This is a genomic window from Streptomyces sp. Ru62, assembly GCF_002920615.1.
GTDB lineage: Bacteria > Actinomycetota > Actinomycetes > Streptomycetales > Streptomycetaceae > Streptomyces.
The window spans coordinates 122,342-140,965 of record NZ_PQSU01000021.1 but is presented as its reverse complement, the minus strand read 5'-3'; the positions used below and the strand labels follow the sequence as shown (position 1 = coordinate 140,965).

7 protein-coding genes are annotated in these 18,624 nt (G+C 75.2%); 1 reads left to right on the top strand and 6 read right to left on the bottom strand.

The genetic code is table 11. The features are described from left to right. The first annotated feature begins 104 nt into the window (after window positions 1–104). Window positions 105–1,142: an LLM class flavin-dependent oxidoreductase gene (locus tag C3492_RS27415; RefSeq protein ID WP_103815021.1), complete on the top strand. Its 1,038-nt coding sequence runs from the start codon at window positions 105–107 to the stop codon at window positions 1,140–1,142. A gap of 21 nt (window positions 1,143–1,163) precedes the next feature. Here C3492_RS27415 and C3492_RS27410 read toward each other — a convergent pair whose 3' ends face one another. From C3492_RS27410 to C3492_RS27385, 6 genes are all read right to left on the bottom strand, one after another. Next, window positions 1,164–1,934, bottom strand: a complete 771-nt coding sequence (locus tag C3492_RS27410) for a hypothetical protein (protein ID WP_103815020.1) — start codon at window positions 1,932–1,934, stop codon at window positions 1,164–1,166. 38 nt (window positions 1,935–1,972) lie between these two features. Further along, window positions 1,973–2,851: a TauD/TfdA family dioxygenase gene (locus C3492_RS27405; protein WP_103815018.1), complete on the bottom strand. Its 879-nt coding sequence runs from the start codon at window positions 2,849–2,851 to the stop codon at window positions 1,973–1,975. 80 nt (window positions 2,852–2,931) lie between these two features. Beyond that, window positions 2,932–3,651: a hypothetical protein gene (locus C3492_RS27400; RefSeq protein WP_258055913.1), complete on the bottom strand. Its 720-nt coding sequence runs from the start codon at window positions 3,649–3,651 to the stop codon at window positions 2,932–2,934. After that, window positions 3,572–4,672, bottom strand: a complete 1,101-nt coding sequence (locus tag C3492_RS27395) for a GSCFA domain-containing protein (RefSeq protein WP_103815016.1) — start codon at window positions 4,670–4,672, stop codon at window positions 3,572–3,574. Before C3492_RS27395 ends, C3492_RS27400 begins: the two co-directional genes overlap by 80 nt. Before the next feature lie 53 nt (window positions 4,673–4,725). After that, window positions 4,726–14,448: a non-ribosomal peptide synthetase gene (locus C3492_RS27390; protein ID WP_103815014.1), complete on the bottom strand. Its 9,723-nt coding sequence runs from the start codon at window positions 14,446–14,448 to the stop codon at window positions 4,726–4,728. Continuing rightward, window positions 14,445–18,440, bottom strand: coding sequence for a non-ribosomal peptide synthetase (locus tag C3492_RS27385; RefSeq protein ID WP_103815012.1), 3,996 nt, complete (start codon window positions 18,438–18,440; stop codon window positions 14,445–14,447). Before C3492_RS27385 ends, C3492_RS27390 begins: the two co-directional genes overlap by 4 nt. Between the last annotated feature and the right edge of the window lie 184 nt (window positions 18,441–18,624).

Sequence of the window (18,624 nt, the reverse complement as noted above, 5' to 3'; positions counted from 1 at the left end):
CGGCGGCACCGCTCCCGGCCAACGATGACAGCGGACCGCTGAGGAGCCCGGCCGAGGGCCGCGCGTGGCCCGCCCGGCAAGACCACAGAGAAAAGGGAACGTTCGTGGAACTCGGCGTCTATTCCTTCGGTGACCTACTCCTCGACCGGACTCCCGAAGCGGCCGGGCGGCGCCTGGACACGCTCGTGCGCCAGGCGCAGGCCGCGGACGAGGCAGGGCTCGACGTCTTCGCGCTGGGCGAGCATCACCGGCCCGACTACGCGGTCTCGGCACCGGAGGTGGTGCTCGCGGCCATCGCGGCGACGACCCGCCGGATCCGGCTCACGACAGCCGTCGTCGTCCTCTCGACGGTCGACCCCGTGCGGCTGATGGAACAGTTCGGCACCCTCGACCAGATCGCCCACGGACGGGCCGAGATCACGGTCGGGCGTGGTGTGTTCCCCGAGTCGTACCGCCTGTTCGGGTACGACCTCAAGGACTACGAGGCCTTGTTCGACGAGAAGGTCCGCCTCCTGCTCCAGCTCCGCGACGACCCCGACAAGTCCTGGGAAGGCACGTTCCGGGCCCCGCTGAGCGACATGTGGATCGGACCCCGGCCCGCCCAGGAGAGGCTGCCCGTCTGGATCGGGGTGGGAGGCACCCCGCAGAGCGCCGTACGCGCCGGAACGGTCGGGCAGCCGATGTTCCTGGCCCTGTTCACCGGGCCGCGCGACGGCGCGCGCCTGGTCGACCTGTACCGGCGTGCGGGGGCGGAGGCCGGCCACGATCCCGCGTCGCTGCGGCTGGCCACCGGCGGGCACATGTTCATCGCACGCACCTCGCAGGGCGCCCGGGAGCAGTTCTTCCCGTACTACTCCCGCTACTTCTCCTCCCACCCCAGCTTTCCCGGCGGCATGCCGCGGCCCGTCTACGACCAGTGGATCGCCAAGGGCCTGCTGGTGGGGAGCCCGCAGCAGGTCATCGACGGCATCATGGCCCACCACGAGGTGCTCGGCGCCGACCGGTTCGTCGGCCAGTTCGACCCCGGCCTGCCCGAAGACCTCGCCGACAGCAGCCTGGAACTCCTCCTCACCGAGGTGCTTCCCGTCATCAAGGCCGAGACCCGCGCGCCCGGCATCACGGCGACGGAGACCGCGCCATGAGGACCGGAGGCCGGCACCGCATCACCCCCCGTGGCACCGCAGCACGCCGCTCAGCCCGTCGGCCAGCGTGACCGCCGGCCGCGCCGCTCCCCCCGGGCCGGTCCCGGTCGCGTCGGCGGTGGGCGGGGGCGCGGGGCGTTCGAGGGCGCGGAGCACCGCGCGGACCTGGGCGGCCGGGTACGTCGCCGCGTAGGGCTCGGCACGGTCACCGGCGTAGGCGCGGGCCAGGGCGTCGCCGACCGCCCGCGCGTGGGCCTCGGCGAAGGACGCCGCGTTCGCGTCCGTGCTGAGTTCGGCGTACTGGCGCCCGTACGCGTCGGCCTCGGCCGGGGTGTACCCGTGCGCCAGGGCGTAGGCGCGCGCGTTGGTGTGCGCCTCGGTGCAGGCGGAGCGGCGGTCGTACGCCGCCCCGTACACCCGCAGCAGCACCGGCCGCAGGGCCGCCCGCCAGCTGCCGTGGGCCACCGGGGCGCGCGCGGCCGCGCGGTGCAGCGCGGTCAGGTCGGCCACCGCGCCCGCCCCGTCGTCCGGCCACGCCTCTGCCAGCAGCGGCAGGACGGTACCGGCCTGCCAGGCGTGCACCGCCCACAGCCCGCCCGCCGGCCGCCCGGCCCGCAGGGCGCCGTGCACCTCGCGGGCCCAGCCGTCCGCGGCGGGGCCCGGAAGCTCCTCGTACAGGGCGGTCAGCAGGTGCCACACCCCGTCCGGTACGCGGGTGTCCACCGGGGGCGCGGGGGCAGCGCCGGCCAGCGCGGCCAGGAAGATTCCGGCCCCCGCGGCATCCGTGCTCATCTGCGTCCTCGTCTCCTTCCCCGCCGGTGCGGCGGGTGTCACGCCTGCGGGCGGGTGCCCTCGATGGCCACGCGGTGGCCGTGGCGGGTCAGCGGGAAGTAGTCCCACACCGCGTGGTGCTGGACGCAGCGGTTGTCCCAGAACACCAGGGTGCGGGGCTCCCAGCGGACCCGGCACTGCAGCAGCGGGGTGCGGGCGACGTGCGTGTACAGCAGGTCGAGCAGGGCGGAGCTCTCGGCGCGGGACAGCTGGGGGATGTGCGAGGTGTAGGGGGCGTTGACGAACAGCAGCTTGCGGCCGGTCTCCGGGTGCCGGACCACGACGGGGTGTTCGGTGCGCGGGACGTCGTACTCCGCGGGCGGGGTCAGGCCCGCCGCCGTCCAGGGCAGGGCGCCGTCGTGCACGGCGGTCAGACCGTCGAGGAAGGCGCGCAGGGCCGGGGAGAGCAGTTCGTAGGCCAGGTGCATGTTGGCGAACATGGTGTCCCCGCCGCTGCCGCCCTCGGGGACCGTGGTGAGGTGCAGCATGGAGCCCAGGGAGGGGGCGGCGTCGGCGGTGCCGTCGGCGTGCCAGCCGTCACCGGCGACCATCCGGGACTCCTTGGTGGCCTTGATCTCCAGGATGTACGGGTCGGAACCCTCGGCCGCCAGCGCCACGGGGTGCAGTTCACCGAAGAGGCCGGCGAACCGCTTGTGCTGCTCGGGGGTGAGGTCCTGGTCCCGGAAGACGAGCACGTGATGGGCGAGGAACGCGTGCTTGACCTCCTTCTCCTGCTGCGGTGTCAGCTCCCGCGAGAGGTCCAGGCCGGACACCTCCGCGCCGAGCACCGGGGTGATCGTCCGGACCGAGAGGGTCTCGTACGGCTCCGGCGGCCGGGTCGTGAGGCGCTCGACGGCCTGCAGTGCGTACTCCTCCACGTGGTTCCTCCTCAGGAATGGGGGTGCGAAAGACGCATGGGGTGGTGGGGCCGGGTCAGAGCCCGTGGTCGAGGGCCGGGTCACAGCCCGTGGTCGAGCAGGTCGGCGACGAGCAGGCGGCCGAAGGCGAGGTTGCCGTGGATGGGGTCGTCGGCCGCGCTGAACGCGGGGCGCTGGAGTCCCGAGCGGTCGGTGACCCGGGCCCGCAGATCGACGATCTCCACGCCGCGCGCGGCCAGTTCGGCGCGCAGGACGCGCTGGGCCGCGAAGAAGACCGCCGGATCGGACATGGCGGGGACCCGCTGCGGAGGCATCAGGGCCAGGACGCGCAGGCCGAGCCCGACGGCGTGCTCGTAGAAGGCGAGCGCGCCGCGGGCCGTGGCCCGCACCAGCGCGGCGAACAGGTCGCTGCCCAGGAACCCCGGGTCGTACGCGCCCCGCGCGTCCCGGTGCACGGCCCAGTTCTCCCGGGTGGCGATCGTGTGCGCGCTGAGGCCGAACGTGCACACCAGCGGCACCGGCAGCCGGCCCAGCGAGGGTGCGCCCAGCGCGTCGAGGAACCGGCGGTACAGCCGCTGGGCCTCGGCGTCGCGGAAGACGACGTCGGGGCCGTCCGGGTCGAAGAAGGGCCCGAGGAAGTCGCGCCCGGAGCCCACCGGACCGCCCTGGAAGGGCAGCCCGGCGGCCTCGGCGGCCCGCCCGACGCACGCCGCGTGCGAGTCACCGAGGAGCAGGAACCGGGCCGGGAGCGTGGCCGGGGCCGTGGTCGCGGCTGTAGTAGTCGAGTACGGCGTCGTCACACCAGGTGTCCTCTCCGCCGGCGTCCGGGGTGGGGGTGGGGTCGGGGGCGTGCTCCGGGCGGCCGGTCCGGCCGTGCAGCCCGTCGAGGAAGTGCCGCATCACGAAGGCAACCCCGTCGGCGCTGACCGTGCGCAGGTTGGGCCCGTAGAACGCGGCCCGGTAGGGGAAGCCGGTGACGATCTCGTAGGACGGGAAGTAGTCGACGTGCTCCAGCTCCGCGGCCAGCTGCCCCGCCGCCGCCCGCAGGACGGACTTGGAGTGGGTCGTCGCCACGAGGGCGTGCGCGCCGGTCGCGGTCGCGGTCAGCGGCACCGGCGACACCGTGAGGACGGTACGCAGCCGGGGACCGGCCTCGCGGGCCAGGGTGAGGGCCGCCGTCAGATCGCTCAGCACCTCGGCGACCGTGTGGTTGCGCAGGCGGTGCCGGTCCGGGTCGAAGGTGCCCCGGACCGTGCCCGGGCACATCGGCAGCACGGTGCCGTCCGCCGTGTCGTGCCAGGCCTCGGTCAGGCCGAGCGTGAAGACCAGCACGTCGGCCGTGGCCAGGGCGCGGCGGATCGCGTCGAGGGTGACCTGGCGGGAGGCCAGCGCCTCCTCGGGCGAGGAGAAGCCGTCGGGTTCGACGGTGGGACGGTACGGGTCGTGGCAGCGGCCGTCCGCGTCCCGCCACACCTCGACCGGTGGCGTCTGCTTCCCGAGCGCCCAGGCGAACCACTGGCGCAGCCCGGCCGCGGTGTAGATGTTGCCGGTGCGGAAGGAGAAACGGCGGTAGCCGCGGTCCTGCCGGGCCTCCGCGGTGAGTCCGGGCGGCGGGGGCTCGGCGTCGTACCAGTGCATGCCCTCCCGCAGCAGGGCCGGGCCGATGTGCCGGGCGAAGCAGGAGCCGGCGGTGATGACCGGGGCGTCCTGGCCGATGGGGAACTTCGGCGTCCAGAGGTCCTGGATGTCCGCCGGCGGCCGTTCGGCGACCGCGGTGCGCCAGAAGGAGCGGTCGGGGAGGCGGGCGTAAGGGTGTCGCATGAAGGGGGTTCCTCCTGGTGATCCGGGTCGTCCGCCGGACCGGCGGTGATCGGCTACAGCGGGCGGGACTCGGCGGGGACGGGCGGGTGGGACGGCTCACGGGTCCGGGCGTACGCGGCGAGGTCCGCGCCGATGACGGACGCGATCCCGGCCGCCCGGGGCGGGGCGACCAGCCCGTAGTGGTCGGTGTCGACGCGCAGCACGCGGGCGGACGGCGGCAGGTGGCCGCGCCAGCGCGCCGCCGCCGCGGGCTCCGGGGCGAGGGCGTGCGCGTCCGGCACGGGCCGCCCGGCCAGCCACAGGACGGCCGGCGTACGGGTCAGCCGGGGCGGCCGGTGCCCGGCCATGGCCGCCAGGTTGGCCCGGCAGCAGTGGGCCAGCCGCTCCGCGTGACCGCGGCCCCGTTCGGTCAGCGGTCCTGCCCGGTTGCCGGCCAGTTCGCGCGCGAAGACGGCGTCCACCTGCCGCTCGTCGTAGGCCGCCAGCCGTGGTCCGGCGTCGGGCGGCGGCGGGTCCAGCAGGTAGAGGCCGGGTACCGGGTCGCCGTCCGCCTCGGCGAGGGCGGCCATCGACAGCGCGGTCCAGGCCCCGAAGGACCAGCCGGCCAGGCGCAGCCGGTGAGCGGCGGGCGGGAACGCGGCGCGGACGGCCGCGAGATAGTGCGCGGCGCGCTCGTCGACCGACCAGGCGGGCCGGTCCGGGTCGCGCAGCGCCGGGTCGGGGATCAGACAGACGGTCGGCCCCGGCGGCAGCGCCGACACCAGTGGACGGTACGCCTGGATGTCACCGCCGACGGGATGCACCAGGCACAGCACGTCCGGGCCGGTGCCGCGCTGCCACACCTCGACGTCCACCGGCGCCGCCGTGCCGCCGGGCGCCGGCCGGGCCCCGGTGCGCAGATGACCGGCGATCTCGGTGAGGGTGACGCGGTGACTGAGCCGGGACAGGTCGAGGTCGGCACCGAACCGCCGGTTCACCTCGTCCAGGAGGTCGAGCAGGGTGAGCGAGTCGGCACCGAGGTCGTAGAGGGAGGCGTGGGGGTCGACACCGGGAAGGCCGAGCAACTGGGCTGTGGTGGCGGTGAGGTGGGGGAGGGGTCGGGGAGGGGCGGGTGCGGTCGGAGTGGTCTGTACGGGAGCGGGCGCCGGTGCCGGTGCCGGTGCCTGCGCCGGAGCCGGAGCCGGAGCCGGTGGGTGGGCCTGTGCCGAGGCCGGTGACTGGGTCGCGCGCCTTCTCTCCGGTGCGACGGCTCCAGGCCCGTAGAAGACGCCGGCCTCGGACAGCGGCGTGGTGTTCACCATCAGGTGCGGCAGCCCCAGTTCCAGCGCCTGTCCGAAGACGGCCGCGCCTTCTTCCGGGGTGAGGGCGACGGCGAGGTGGTGCTTGTGCCGGGCGTCCGGGGCGGGAACGTCCCACGCCATGCCCGCCTCCCGCCAGGCGTCCCAGCCGATCGACACCCGGGTGGTGCGGCCGGCGCCGGTGCCGGGCGCGTAGTGGGCGAAGGCGTCCAGAAGGCCGTTCGCCGCCGCGTAGTCGAACAGGCCGACGCCACCGAACCTCGCCGACATGGACGAGCAGTAGACGGCGTGGTCGGGTCGGTACGCGGCGATCAGGCGCTCGGTGAGCAGAGCGGCGCCCAGTTTCGCCGCCGTACGCCGACGGGCCTTCGCCCGGTCCCGGCGTACGAGCAGTCCGCCGGCGGCGATGCCCACGGCGTGCACGATGCCGACGAGCCCGTCGAGATGGGGCGCGAGCCGGTCGGTGACCGGTTCCGGCGCCTCCTCGGCGAGGTCCGCCCGCACCATGGTGATCCGGTCGGCCCACGGTGCCAGGGCCGCCGGAAGACCGGACCGGCGTCCGACCAGGACCACCCGGTTGCCGGCCGACTGCCGCAGCAGGTCGGCGGCGATGGTGCTGCCGATGCCCCCGGTGCCGCCCAGGACGAGATGTGTCCCGGTGCGGCCGGGGCGCGGACTGGAGGCGACCGCGACCGGCACGGGGACCGCCTGCACGGTGCGCCGCCACCAGTACCCGCCCCGCAGGGCGAGCTCCGGCTCGGACCGCGCCGTGTCCCCGTCCTCCCGGTCCCCCTGCCCGCCCGGGAGATCCGCCAGATACGGCACCCAGTCGGCCGGTTCGGGACCCGGCAGGTCGGCCCAGCGCAGGGACAGCCCCAGCTCCTGGCGGGGCACCCGGACCGCCGCGGCGAGCAGGCCGGCCTCCGGGCGGGCGACCTCACCGGTGACCGGCTGTGCCTCGTACGACAGCAGCCACACGCGGGGCCGCCGCGCGGCGGGGACGTCCGCCAGGGCCCGGCACAGGGCCGCCACCGTGTCCAGGCACGCCCACCGAGCGGTCTCCAGGGAGCGCCGGCCGACCTCACCGCGGACGGCGAGCGGCAGCGCGTGCAGCCAGTCCACATCGGTCCCGCCGGCCGGGGCCACCTCGGCGAGCAGCGCCGCGAGCTGGGCGGCATCGGCCGGATCGGCCTCGTAGGCGGTGCTGTCCCGGCGGACGAACGTGTCACCGGCCCGCACCAGGACCACCCGCGCGTAGTGCCGCTCCAGCTCCCGCCAGGCCCCGGATCCGGTGCCGGGCGGTACGACGACCACGGCGGTACGGCGCGGTGCGGCGCCCTCGCCCGAGTGCGTCCGGGCCCTGCGCAGCCGTACCCACAGCGGCTGGTGCAACCAGCGGTCGGCGGGCAGCCGGGCCGGCCACCCGGCACCCTCACCGACACCGGCACCAGCGACGACCTCGGTGTCGTCCCCGTACCCGGCCCCGTGCCCGGTGCCCCGCGCACCCTCCCGGCCGGCCTCATGCGCCCGCTCGTGACCGACGCCGCCGGTCCCCTCGCCGCCCGGTGCCACGACCCGGCGCGGGAAGTCGTACTCGGCCAGGTCGAAGGCGGGCGGCGGGAAGTTCCAGGGGGCCGGTGCCGGGCCCGGGGGCCAGATCAGGGTGTGGCCCGCCGTCCAGGCGTCGGCCAGTTCCCGCGGGTCGTGGTGCCCGGCGACGACGTGGACGTCGGACGCCGGCGGCCGGGTGGGCGTGAGCGAGCGCAGCCAGGACACGGCCGACTCCGCGTCGGGGCAGACCGCGGCGGCCCGGTGGGCGAGTGCGGGGCGGCCCGCCTGGAGGTGGCGCAGCACCCGGGGATAGTGCTCGGGGTGTGCGGTCAGGTGGTCGGCGATACGGCGGCCGTCCGCGCGCAGCGCCTCCGGGCTGCCGGCGGAGAGCAGCAGACAGGGCACCACGGGAACGGCCTCGGCGCCCGCACCGCTCGTGCCGTCCGGTGCCTCCAGCAGGACGTGTGCGTTGGTCCCGCCGATGCCGAAGCTGCTCACCGCGGCCACGCGCGGACCCGGTACCGGCCAGGGCTCGGCCTCGGTGGGCACGCGGAACGGCCCGCCCTCCAGCTCGGGGCCCAGCCGGTCGAAGTCCACGGTGGGCGGGACGATCCCGTGGTGCGCGGCGAGCACGGCGCGGACCAGTCCGACCACGCCGGCCGCGGCACCGAGGTGCCCGATCTGGCTCTTGACCGAGGACAGCGCGAGCCGTGCCCCGTCCCCGAGGCCGTACGCCTGGCGCAGGGCGGCGGCCTCCACCGGGTCCCCCAGCCGGGTGCCGGTGCCGTGCGCCTCCACGTAGCCGAGGTCGCCGCCGCCGCGTCCGGCGCGTCGTACGGCCGTCTCGATGGCGTCGCGCTGGCCGGGCACCGACGGGGCGCTGTACCCCAGCTTGCGGGCGCCGTCGTTGTTGACGGCCGAGCCGGTGACGACGGCGTAGACGGTGTCGCCGTCCCGGCGGGCGAGCGAGAGCGGTTTGAGGACGACGACGCCGACCCCGCTGCCGCCGACGGTGCCCGCGGCGTCCGCGCTGAAGGGCCGGCAGTGTCCGTCCGGGGAGAAGATGTGCTGCGGCCGGTAGGTGTAGCCGTCGGTCAGGTCCGGGTCCACGAGGACGCCGCCGGCGAGCATCACGTCGGCGTCGCCCTGCCGCAGCAGCCCGGCGGCGACGTGCACGGCGACGAGCGAGCTGGAGCAGGCCGACTGCACGCTGAAGGCGGGGCCGGTCAGGCCCAGGTGGTAGGCGGCCTTGGTGGCCAGGAAGTCCTTCTCGTGGTGCAGGGCCAGCCGGAAGGAGTCGGGCAGGGCGGCCGGGTCGGCCTCGCGGAGCATGCGCCGGCCGTACGTGTCCTCGCCGCAGGCGGCCACGATGCCCACGCGCCGCGCGGCGGGATCGGCGAGCCCGGCGTGCGCGAGCGCCTCCACGCAGCTCATCAGGAGGTGCCGCTGCTGCGGGTCCATCAGGCGGGCCTCGGCCGGGCTGATGCCGAACCGCGCCGGGTCGAAGGACAGCGGCCCGTCGAGCTGGCTGCGGGCGCCGACCCGGCCGTCGGGCGCCGGGAAGTGCTCGATGCCACGTCCGCCCGAGGTGACCAGATCCCAGAAGGAGGCCAGGTCGGGGGCGCCCGGCAGCCGCACGGCCATGCCGATGACGGCGACGGGCTCCGGGCGGTCGGGGGTGTACCCGCGCGCGTCACCGTCGTACGCGGCGCGAACGGCGACTGCTCCGGCCGGCTGCCGTTCGCACCCGGCCGCTCCGGCCGCTCCGGCCGCTCCGGCCGGCCGCCGTGCCGCCGGCGGTGTCACGGGCCCCCTGCGGGACTCCACGGCGTGGGCCAGCTCCCTGATCGTGACGTGTTCGAAGAGGTCGGGCACGTCGAAGGGCAGATCGCCCTCGCCCGCGCAGCGCAGGTGGAAGCGCATCAGGTCCAGGCTGGTGGCCCCGGCGTCGAAGAACCGCTGCCGGGCGTCGACCGTCTTGCCGGTGGCGTCCGCGAACAGGACGGCGAGCCGTTCCTCCAGCGCGGCCGGAGGGGTCTTCGGGGTGGCGCCGCCGCGGGGGGTCAGGTCGTGGCCGGGAGCGCTGACGGCCGCCCGGCGGTCCAGCTTTCCGCTAGGGGTGCGCGGCGGCGCGGTCAGCCGCCGGAACCTGGCCACGCGCGCGTGGGCGGGCAGCCGTTCGGCCAGGTGGCGCGTCAGGTCCGCGAGATCGGGGTCGGGGTCGTCGTCCCGGCACTGGAGGCAGGCCACCAGGGCCCCGTCCACGACGCTCACCACCGCGTTGGTGATCCCCGGGTACTCCAGCAGCGCGGCCTCGACCTGGCCCAGTTCCAGCCGGTGGCCGCTCAGCTTGACCTGGGTGTCCTCGCGGCCGGCGTAGTGCAGCAGACCCTGCGCGTCGAAGCGGGCCAGATCACCGCTGCGGTAGAAGATGCCCAGCTCGGGGTCGTCGGTGAAACGGGTGCGGTTGAGGCCGGTGTCGCCGAGGTAGCAGCGCCCGGCCATGAGCCCGCCGATCAGCAGGTGTCCGGTGGCGCCGGGCGGGACGGGGTGGCCGCCCTCGTCGACCACCCGCAGCACGGCACCCGCGACCGGCCGGCCGATGGCGGGACGCACCGGCCACGCGGCCGGGTCGCCGTCCAGGCACAGACTGCTGACCACATGGGTCTCGGTCGGGCCGTAGTGGTTGAACAGGCGGGCTCCGGGCAGACCGGCGAACCAGCCGCGGATGGCGTCGGTGCACACCAACTGCTCGCCGGCGGTGATCACTTCACGCAGCCGCGACGGATGGCGGCCCGTGCGCACGCCGTGCTCGGCGAGCAGTTGGAGCGCCACGTACGGCAGGAAGATCCGCTCCGCTCCCCCCGTCTCCAACTGCTCCAGCAGGGCGGGCATGTCGTGCCGCCACGCGGGGTCCACGAGGCGGAGCAGGCCGCCCGCGCACAGGGTGGTGAAGATCTCCTGGAAGGAGACGTCGAAGGACAGCATCGAGAACTGCTGGGTGACGGCCGGACGGGACAGGCCCCCGGGCCCGCGCTGCCAGTGCAGCAGGTTGCACAGGGTCCGGTCGTACACCTGGACGCCCTTGGGGGTGCCGGTGGAGCCCGAGGTGAACAGCGTGTACAGCGGACGCCGGCCCGCGTGGGCCGGCGCCGGCGCCCCGCGTACCGGCGCGGGAGTGCCAGTCAGCGCGATGGCGTGGCGTGCCAGCCGGGGCGGTGCGATCGGGTCGAGGTCGGCGGCGTGCTCGGGTGTGACGAGGACGCACACCGGGTCGACCTGGTCGAGGACGTGCCGCAGCAGGGAACGCGGATAGGCCGGGTCGAGCGGTACGACGGTGAGGTTGAGGCGGGCGGCTGCCAGCAGGGCCACCACGTGCTCCGGTGAGGGTGGCAGGTACAGGGCGACGGCGGCCGGGGCGGCGGGGTCGTCGGGGAGGTCGTGGCGGGCGGCCAGGTCGGCGGCCAGGGCCGCCGCGTGCGCGTCGAGTTCGGCGTACGTCAGCGTGGTGCCGCCGGCGGAGACGGCCGGGGCGCCGGGGGTGCGCCGCACCTGCTCGGCGAAGCCCTCGGCGACGGTGGCGAAGCCGGCGGCGGGCTCGGGGCCCCGGCCGGACTCGGGCAGGCCGCGCCGATAGGGGGCGACCAGGTCGTGCAGGGTGGTGTCCGCACCGTCGGCGAGCCGGTCGACCGCCTCGCGGAAGAGCCGGGCCGCCGCCTCGGCCCGTTCGGCGCCGAGGTCGTCGCGGTACTCCCACAGGCAGTCGAACCCGGACTCGTGCTCCACCACCGACAGGGTCAGCGCGCACTTGGCGCCCAGCGGTCTCGGCCACACCGGCCGCACCCGGCAGCCCGGCACCCGGAACGCGTCGAACTCGGTGTTCTCCAGCACGAACAGGAAGTCGAACAGCGGCCTGCGCTCGCGGAAGACCTGGTCCGCCAGTACGTCGGCGAGGGCGACGTCCTGCCCGTCCAGCACCGCGCGCACCGAGGCGGCGTGCCGGTCCAACTGGTCACCGAGGGGGGTGTGCGGCTCCAGATGCGACGGCACGAGCACGGTGTTGGCGAACATGCCGACGCAACTCTCGAACTCCGGCCGCTGCCGGCCCGCCACGGGCGCGGCGATCAGCGGGCGGGACTGGCCGGTCACGCCGTACAGCGCCCAGGCGAAGGCGGGCAGCAGCAGCTCGAACCTGGTCATGCCGCGCTCGGCGGCCACCCGGTCCAGCGCGGCCCGGCGCCCGGTGTCCAGGGTGGTGCGCAGCAGCCGGGCGGCGGGGCGGTCGGCCGGCCCGGCGGTGTCCAGGGCCGGTGACGGCTCGTCGTGGCCTCGGTGGTGGTCGCGCAGCCGGGAGCGGAGGCGCCCGTAGGCGGGGCTCGCGTGCCAGGCCCGCTGCCAGTGCGCGAACTCCAGCGGGGTCACGGCGGCCGGGCCCGGCCCCTTCTCACCGCCGGCGCAGGCGGCCGTGAGATCGCGGAAGAGGATGTTCAGCGACCAGCCGTCCACGGCGATGTGGTGCAGGTGCAACAGCAGGGTGCCGCCGTCGTCCCGGGGCAGCCAGGCGGCCCGCAGCATCCGGCTGTCGCGCAGGTCGAAACGGCGGGCGAAGAACCGGCCGGCGGTGTCCTGCCAGGGCTCCCCGGGCCGGGCGTCGAACGGCTCGCGGGCGTCGGGCTCCCAGGGATCGTAGGGCGCGTCGACGTGCTGCCGCAGTCCCCGGGCGGTGGGCACGAGCCGGGTGCGCAGCGCCGGATGCCGCTCGACCAGCGCCCGGACGGCGGCGCGCAGGGCCCGGAGGTCGACCGGGCCGCGCACCTCGAAGGCGAGCGGCACGTCGTACGAGGCGTCCAGGGGATCGCGCTGGTGCAGCAGCCACAGCCGTTCCTGTTCGCCGGTGGCCGGCGCGGTGGGCTCGCCGGTGGGCGCGGGCACGGGCGGGTGGTCGCCGGCGGACGCGCCGGGATCCGTCACGGCGTCGGCCAGGGCGGCGAAGTCGCCCCGCAGCACGAGCTCCTGCGGAAGGTCGACGGCGAAGCGCCGCTGGATCTCGAACCGCAGCCGCAGGGCCTTCAGCGAGTCACCGCCACTGGGTATCCAACGGTCGTCCGGGCGCAGTCCGGTGACCCCCAGCACCTCCTCGGCGAGATCCAGCAGGCGCCGCTGGGCGGCCGTGACGGGTACGGCGTCCCGGACCCCGCCGCGCCACGGCTCCCCGGCACCGGCCAGCAGGGCGGCCTGGTCCACCTTGCCGTTGGCGGTCCGGGGCAGGGCGTCCACGAGGTGGGTGTGGTGGGGGCGCATGTAGGGGGGCAGCGCGGCGGCGAGGTGGCGGTCGTACGCGTCGTAGGCGTCCTCGGAGAGCTGTTCCGCCGGCACCAGGAAGGCGAGGAGTTCGTTGCGGCCGTCGTCGCGCCGGGTGCACACGTACGCCTGGCGGACGGCGGGGTGGGCCAGGATGCGGCGTTCCACCTCGCCGGGCTCGATGCGGAAGCCGCGCACCTTGACCTGCCGGTCGGCCCGGCCGACGTAGGTGACGCGGCCGTCGGCGTCCTGCCGTACCAGGTCCCCGGTCCGGTACCAGCGCCTCTCGACGCCGTCCGGGCCGGCCAGCCGTACGAAGCGCCGCGCGGTCTCCTCCGGGAGGTTGCGGTAGCCGAGGGCCAACGCGGTGCCGGACAGCAGGAGTTCGGCCACCTCACCGGGTTCGGCGGTGCGTCCGTCGGCGGTGCGGACGGTGACGCCGGTGCCGGGCAGGGCGGTGCCGACGGGTACCAGGTCGCCGGCGAAGTCCCGGGGGATGGCGCGGCACAGCGCGAAGGTGGTCGCCTCGGTCGGCCCGTACACGTTGTGCAGTACGGCGCCGGAGCCGGGGTTGGCCTCGTACCAGCGGCGGATCAGACGGGCGTTGAGCTGTTCCCCGCCGATGAGCACCTGCCGGGCGGCGGCGAAGCAGTCGGGCACCTTCTCGACGACGGCGTTGAACAGCGCGGTCGTGACGAACAGGGTCTCGACGCGGCGGTCCCGCAACTCGGCCGCCAGCCGCCGGGGATCGTGCACCGCGCGCTCCCCGAGTACGACACAGGTCCCGCCGGTGAGCAACGGCACCCACACCTCGAAGCTGATCGCGTCGAACGCCGGGTTGGCCAGACAGCCGTACCGGACCCCGGCCCCGAGCCCGATGTATCCCGCCTCGGCCAGCCGCCGCACACCCGCGTCGGTGACCTCGACACCCTTGGGGCGACCGGTGGTGCCCGAGGTGTAGAAGAGGAAGGCGACGGGGGACGGGGACGGGGTGCCGGCCTGGGGGTCGGTGGCCGGTGCGGAGGCGACGGAAGGGCGGGGGCCGGCCGGGGCGCCGACCGACTGGCGCGATGCGGGTGAGAAGCCGGCCGGCGGAGGGGGGCTCGTGGCCGGCTCGTCGTCGCCGACCAGCTCGGCCGCCTCCAGCGCGCGGACGCCGGCGGGCGCAGCGGGCGGGTGCGTGCCGGCGCAACCGTCGTCGTGTACGACGGCCACCGCCTGCGCGTCGGTGAGGATGTGCCGTTGCCGCTCCGGCGGGCTGAGCCGGTCGAGCGGGACGACGGTCGCGCCGAGGCGGCGGATGCCGAGCATGACGCACACCAGCCGCCACGATCTGGGCAGGGACACGGCGACCGCGTCACCGGGCCGTACCCCCGCCCCGCGCAGCCGGCCGGCGATTCGGCCACTGACCCGCTCCAGCCCCGCGTAGTCGAGGACCACGCCCCCGTCCTCGACAGCGGGCAGGTCCGGCGTACGGCGGGCCTGGGCGAGCACGGCATCGGCGAGGGAGGAGGGGGTCGGCGTGGCGGGGGCCGGGGTGCCGGGCGGCTCGGCAGCGGGTACCCCGGCGTCGGTGCGGCCGCACTCGGTGCCGCCGGGGACGTTCCGGGTGGAGTCGGTGCTCATCGAGCCTCCCCGCCGAAGCCGGCCACGGCCGCCGGACGCGTCGCGGGCGTCGGGTCGGGCAACGGGGCGCCGTGATGGCGGAGTTCCGCGGTGAGCAGGTCCGCGACACGGGAGAGGTGCGGGGCCTCCAGCACTTCCCAGTGGTCGCAGTCCAGCGTCTCCACCCGGAAGCCGCCGACGGCGCGCCGCTGCCAGAAGTCGCGGACCTCCGCGTGCTCGGGGGTGTCCGCGCCGCCCGGGACGGCCTGGGCGAGGACCAGACGGGCCGGGGACGTGGCCGGGTCGTGGTCGCGGGCGGTCAGCCGGTTGTGGTTGTAGATGCGGAAGTACCGCTCGATCTGGGCGTCGTCGATGCCGGGGTACATGCCGTTGAACCTCACCAGCTTGTCGCGGAACTCCTCGAAGTCCACCGGGGTGATGCCGGCGCGGGCGGCCGGGTCGTCGGTGGCCTGTGTGTCGAGCAGGACCACGCTGACGTCACCGCGCCCTGCCCGGGTCAGCAGGCGTCCCATCGCGTGCGCGACGAGTCCGCCGTAGGACAGGCCGGTCAGCACCAAGGGGCCCTCCCCCAGCGGCTCCAGCAACCGCAGATACGTTTCCGCCATCGCCTCGACCGTCGGCAGCACCTCCTCGCCGGGATTCACGCCCGGTGACTGGATGCCGGACAGGCCGATGCCCTCGGGCAGGTGCCGGGCGAGCGGCAGGTAGCAGAAGGCGGTGCCGCCGGCCGGGTGGACGCAGACGACCCGGGGCCCGTTGCCCGCCCGGAACTCGATGACGCTGCCCGTCTCCCGGGCGGTGCCGTGCCCGCGCAGGCGTCCGCCGAGCGCCTCGATCGTGGGATGCAGCATGACCTCCGCGACCGGCAGCGGCCGGCCGAACGCCTCGGTGACGGCGTGCGCCATCTTGATGGCCGACAGCGAAGTGCCGCCGATGTCGAAGAAGTTGTCGCCGATGCCGATGTCGGGGTGGAGCAGGATGTCCTGCCAGATCCGGTACAGGCGGTGCTCGACGCCGTCCCGGGGGCTGGCCGTGTTCACCCGGCTCGCGCCGTGCTCGCCGGCCAGGCGCAACAGCGCCGGGCGGTCGAGTTTGCCGCTGCGGTTCAGCGGGAGGGCGGGCAGGTCGAGGAAGACGGCCGGGATCATGTAGTCGGGCAGCCGCCGGGACAGGGCCGTCCGCCACTCGTGCGCGGTGCGGACGGCGGCGGTGCCCCTGCCGATCCCGGCGACCAGCCGGGGCTGTCCGGCCGGGTCGCGGTCGGCGAGGACCACGGCCTCGCGGACGCCGGGCAGGGCGGTGAGCGCCGCCTCCACCTCGCCCGGCTCGATACGGAACCCGCGCAGCTTGATCTGGTCGTCCGCGCGCCCCGCGTAGTGGGCGTTGCCGTCCGGGAGGCGGCGGGCGAGGTCTCCGGTGCGGTAGATGCGTTCACCGGGGACGAACGGGTCCGGAAGGAAACGTTCCTTCGTGAGGTCGGGACGGTTGAGGTACCCCCGGGCGAGGCAGGCGCCACCCAGATAGACCTCGCCGACCACGCCGGGCGGGACGGGCCGCATGCGGGCGTCGAGCACGTACAGGCGGCTGCCGGCCAGCGGCCGTCCGATCGGGCAGGGGCGGTCCAGCGGCCCGGGATCGTAGGAGGCGGTGCTGTACAGCGTGGCCTCGGTCGGCCCGTAGCCGAAGCAGACCCGCAGGCCCGGGAGGTGCCGGGTCATCCGGTGCAGGGCCGCCTCCGGGATCGGCTCCACACCGGTCAGCAGCGTGCGCAGCCGCAGTCCGCGCAGCCGGCCGGCCGGGTCCTCGTCGATCCACTTCACGTACGCCGGCGGCAGGAACGCCTGCGCGACGCGGTGCTCGCGCATCCACCCCAGCAGCTCCTCCGGGTCACCGCGCAGCTCCTCCGGAACGATGTGCAGCACACCACCGGTGGTCAGCGGCAGCAGCAGTTCGTGCACCGAGGCGTCGAAGCCGATGCTGGACCAGGCGGAACCGGCCTCGCCGGGCACGGTGCCCATGCGGGCGTGCCAGTTGGCGAAGAGGCCGAGCACACTGCGGTGTTCGACCGCCACGCCCTTGGGCCGTCCGGTGGAGCCGGACGTGAAGATGACGTAGGCCAGTCGGTCGGGCGCGTGGCCGATGCCGGGCGGCGGGTGGTCCCCGGTCACGCCCTCCGCCTCGGTCGCGGCCAGGTCCAGCCACCGCTCCGGGCGGTCGCCGGCCGGCCGGTCGCTCAGCACGACGCGGCAGGCGGCGTCCTCGGTCATACCGGCCAGCCGCTCGCGGGGCTGCCCGGGGTCGAGCGGCAGCCAGGCGGCACCCGCCTTCAGGATCCCGAGGATGCCCACGACCAGCTCGGCGGTCCGGCCGGTGTGCAGCCCCACCACGTCACCGGGGCGAACGGCACGGGCGACGAGGGCGTGCGCGAGCCGGTTGGCACGGCGGTCGAGCGACGCGTACGTCAGCGTCCCACCACCCGGCGCGACGACCGCCGGCCGCTCACCACGGACCCGGACCTGGTCTTCGAAGAGGGGGACGAGACCGGGGGCGGTGAGGAAGGGGTTGGGGGCTGTCCGTGACGCCGCTCCTCCGCCCGCCGCGAGGGCACCCGTCGCGTCCCAGTCGGCCAGCAGGGCCCGCTGCTCCTCCGCGTCCATCAGTTCCAGTGCCGCGATGTCACGGTCGGGGTGGCGGGCCATGTCGGCGAGCAGGCGCCGCAGGTGGTCCGCCCAGCGCCGGGCGGTGGTGGCGTCGTAGACGGCCGTCGCGTAGTCCAGGTGTCCTACCACCCGGCCCTCGGACTCCGTCAGGGACAGCGCGAGGTCGAACTTGGCGGGGGCGTGCCGGATGGGCAGGGGCTGCGCCGTCACACCGGGCAGCCGCAGCAGGTCCTTCCGGTCGGGTGTCCAGGCGACCATGGTCTGGAACAGCGGCGTGCGGGACGCGCTGCGGGGCGGGTTGACCAGCTCCACGACCCGTTCGAAGGGCAGGTCCTGGTGGGCCAGGGCGGCCCGCAGGACCGCGCGGGTACGGGCGACGGCCTCGGCGGCGCTCGGGGAGCCGGACAGGTCGATGCGCAGGGCCAGGGAGTTGACGAGGAAGCCGATGAGACCGGCGGCCGCGGGGCCGCGCCGGTTGGCCACCGGGCTTCCGATAACGATGTCAGAGCGCCCGGAGAGCCGCGAGAGGAGGATCGCCCAGCCGGTCAGGGCCGTCACGAAGAGGGTGGCGCCGTGCCGCCGGGCCAGTGTGCGCAGGGCCGCCGTGGTCTCCGCGTCGAGCTCGAACCGGGCCCGTCCGCCGTCGTAGCTCTGCTCCGGCGGGTGCGGGCGGTCCGTGGGCAGGTCCAGTGACGGCGGTGCGTCCCGGAGGGTGTCGCGCCAGTACGTCTCCTGCTCCCGCAGCGCCCCGCCGAGTACGGCCTCACGCTGGGCCCGCACATGGTCGGCGTACTGGGCCGGCAGCGGGGGCAGCGGGTCGGCACCGCCCTGGGCCAATGCCTCGTAGAGCACGCCGAGTTCGCGCATCATCACGTCCATCGACCGGCCGTCGTAGACGCTGTGGTGGAAGGTCAGCAGCAGGACATGGCGCTCGGCGCCGAGGATGACCAGCCGGCCGCGCCCGAGGGGACCGGCCGCCAGGTCGAAGGGGGTGCGGGCCTCCGCCTCCTGAAGCGCGAGGACCCCGCCGGCCGGGTCGGTCGAACTGCTCAAGTCCTGGAAGGTGAGGGCGAATCCGGCGCCGGGCGGATCGACGTGCTGACGGACCTCGCCGTCCTCCGCCACGAGCCGGGTGCGGAGCGTCTCGTGGCGCCGGGTCAGCGCGTCGAGGGCACCCGCCAGGGCGTCACGGTCGAGGGGGCCGAGGAGTTCGAAGGCCAGGGTCTCGTTGTACGCCACGTCTCCCCCGGGGAGTTGGGCGAGGAACCACAGGCGCTGCTGGGCGTACGAGGCCGGATGGGAACGGGGTGAGAGGGGGGTCGGGTTGTGCACCGCTGATCCTGACCTTCCCGTGAAAGGAAGTGAACGGCCCTCCCTGCAAACGGGACAGCCGTGCCTGAGTATTTTGCCGAACGCACAACTGCCGTGATCATCGATCACTGGCTGAGGCCATGTCAACAGGCCGGTATTTCGGATTCATGCGGTGCCGATAACGCCTGTGAGTCCATCCGAAAAG

Excerpts from the sequence above, each read along its gene's own strand:
- C3492_RS27410 (WP_103815020.1), bottom strand. The coding sequence starts at position 1,934 with ATGAGCACGGATGCCGCGGGGGCCGGAATCTTCCTGGCCGCGCTGGCC.
- C3492_RS27395 (WP_103815016.1), bottom strand. The coding sequence starts at position 4,672 with ATGCGACACCCTTACGCCCGCCTCCCCGACCGCTCCTTCTGGCGCACC.
- C3492_RS27390 (WP_103815014.1), bottom strand. The coding sequence starts at position 14,448 with ATGAGCACCGACTCCACCCGGAACGTCCCCGGCGGCACCGAGTGCGGC.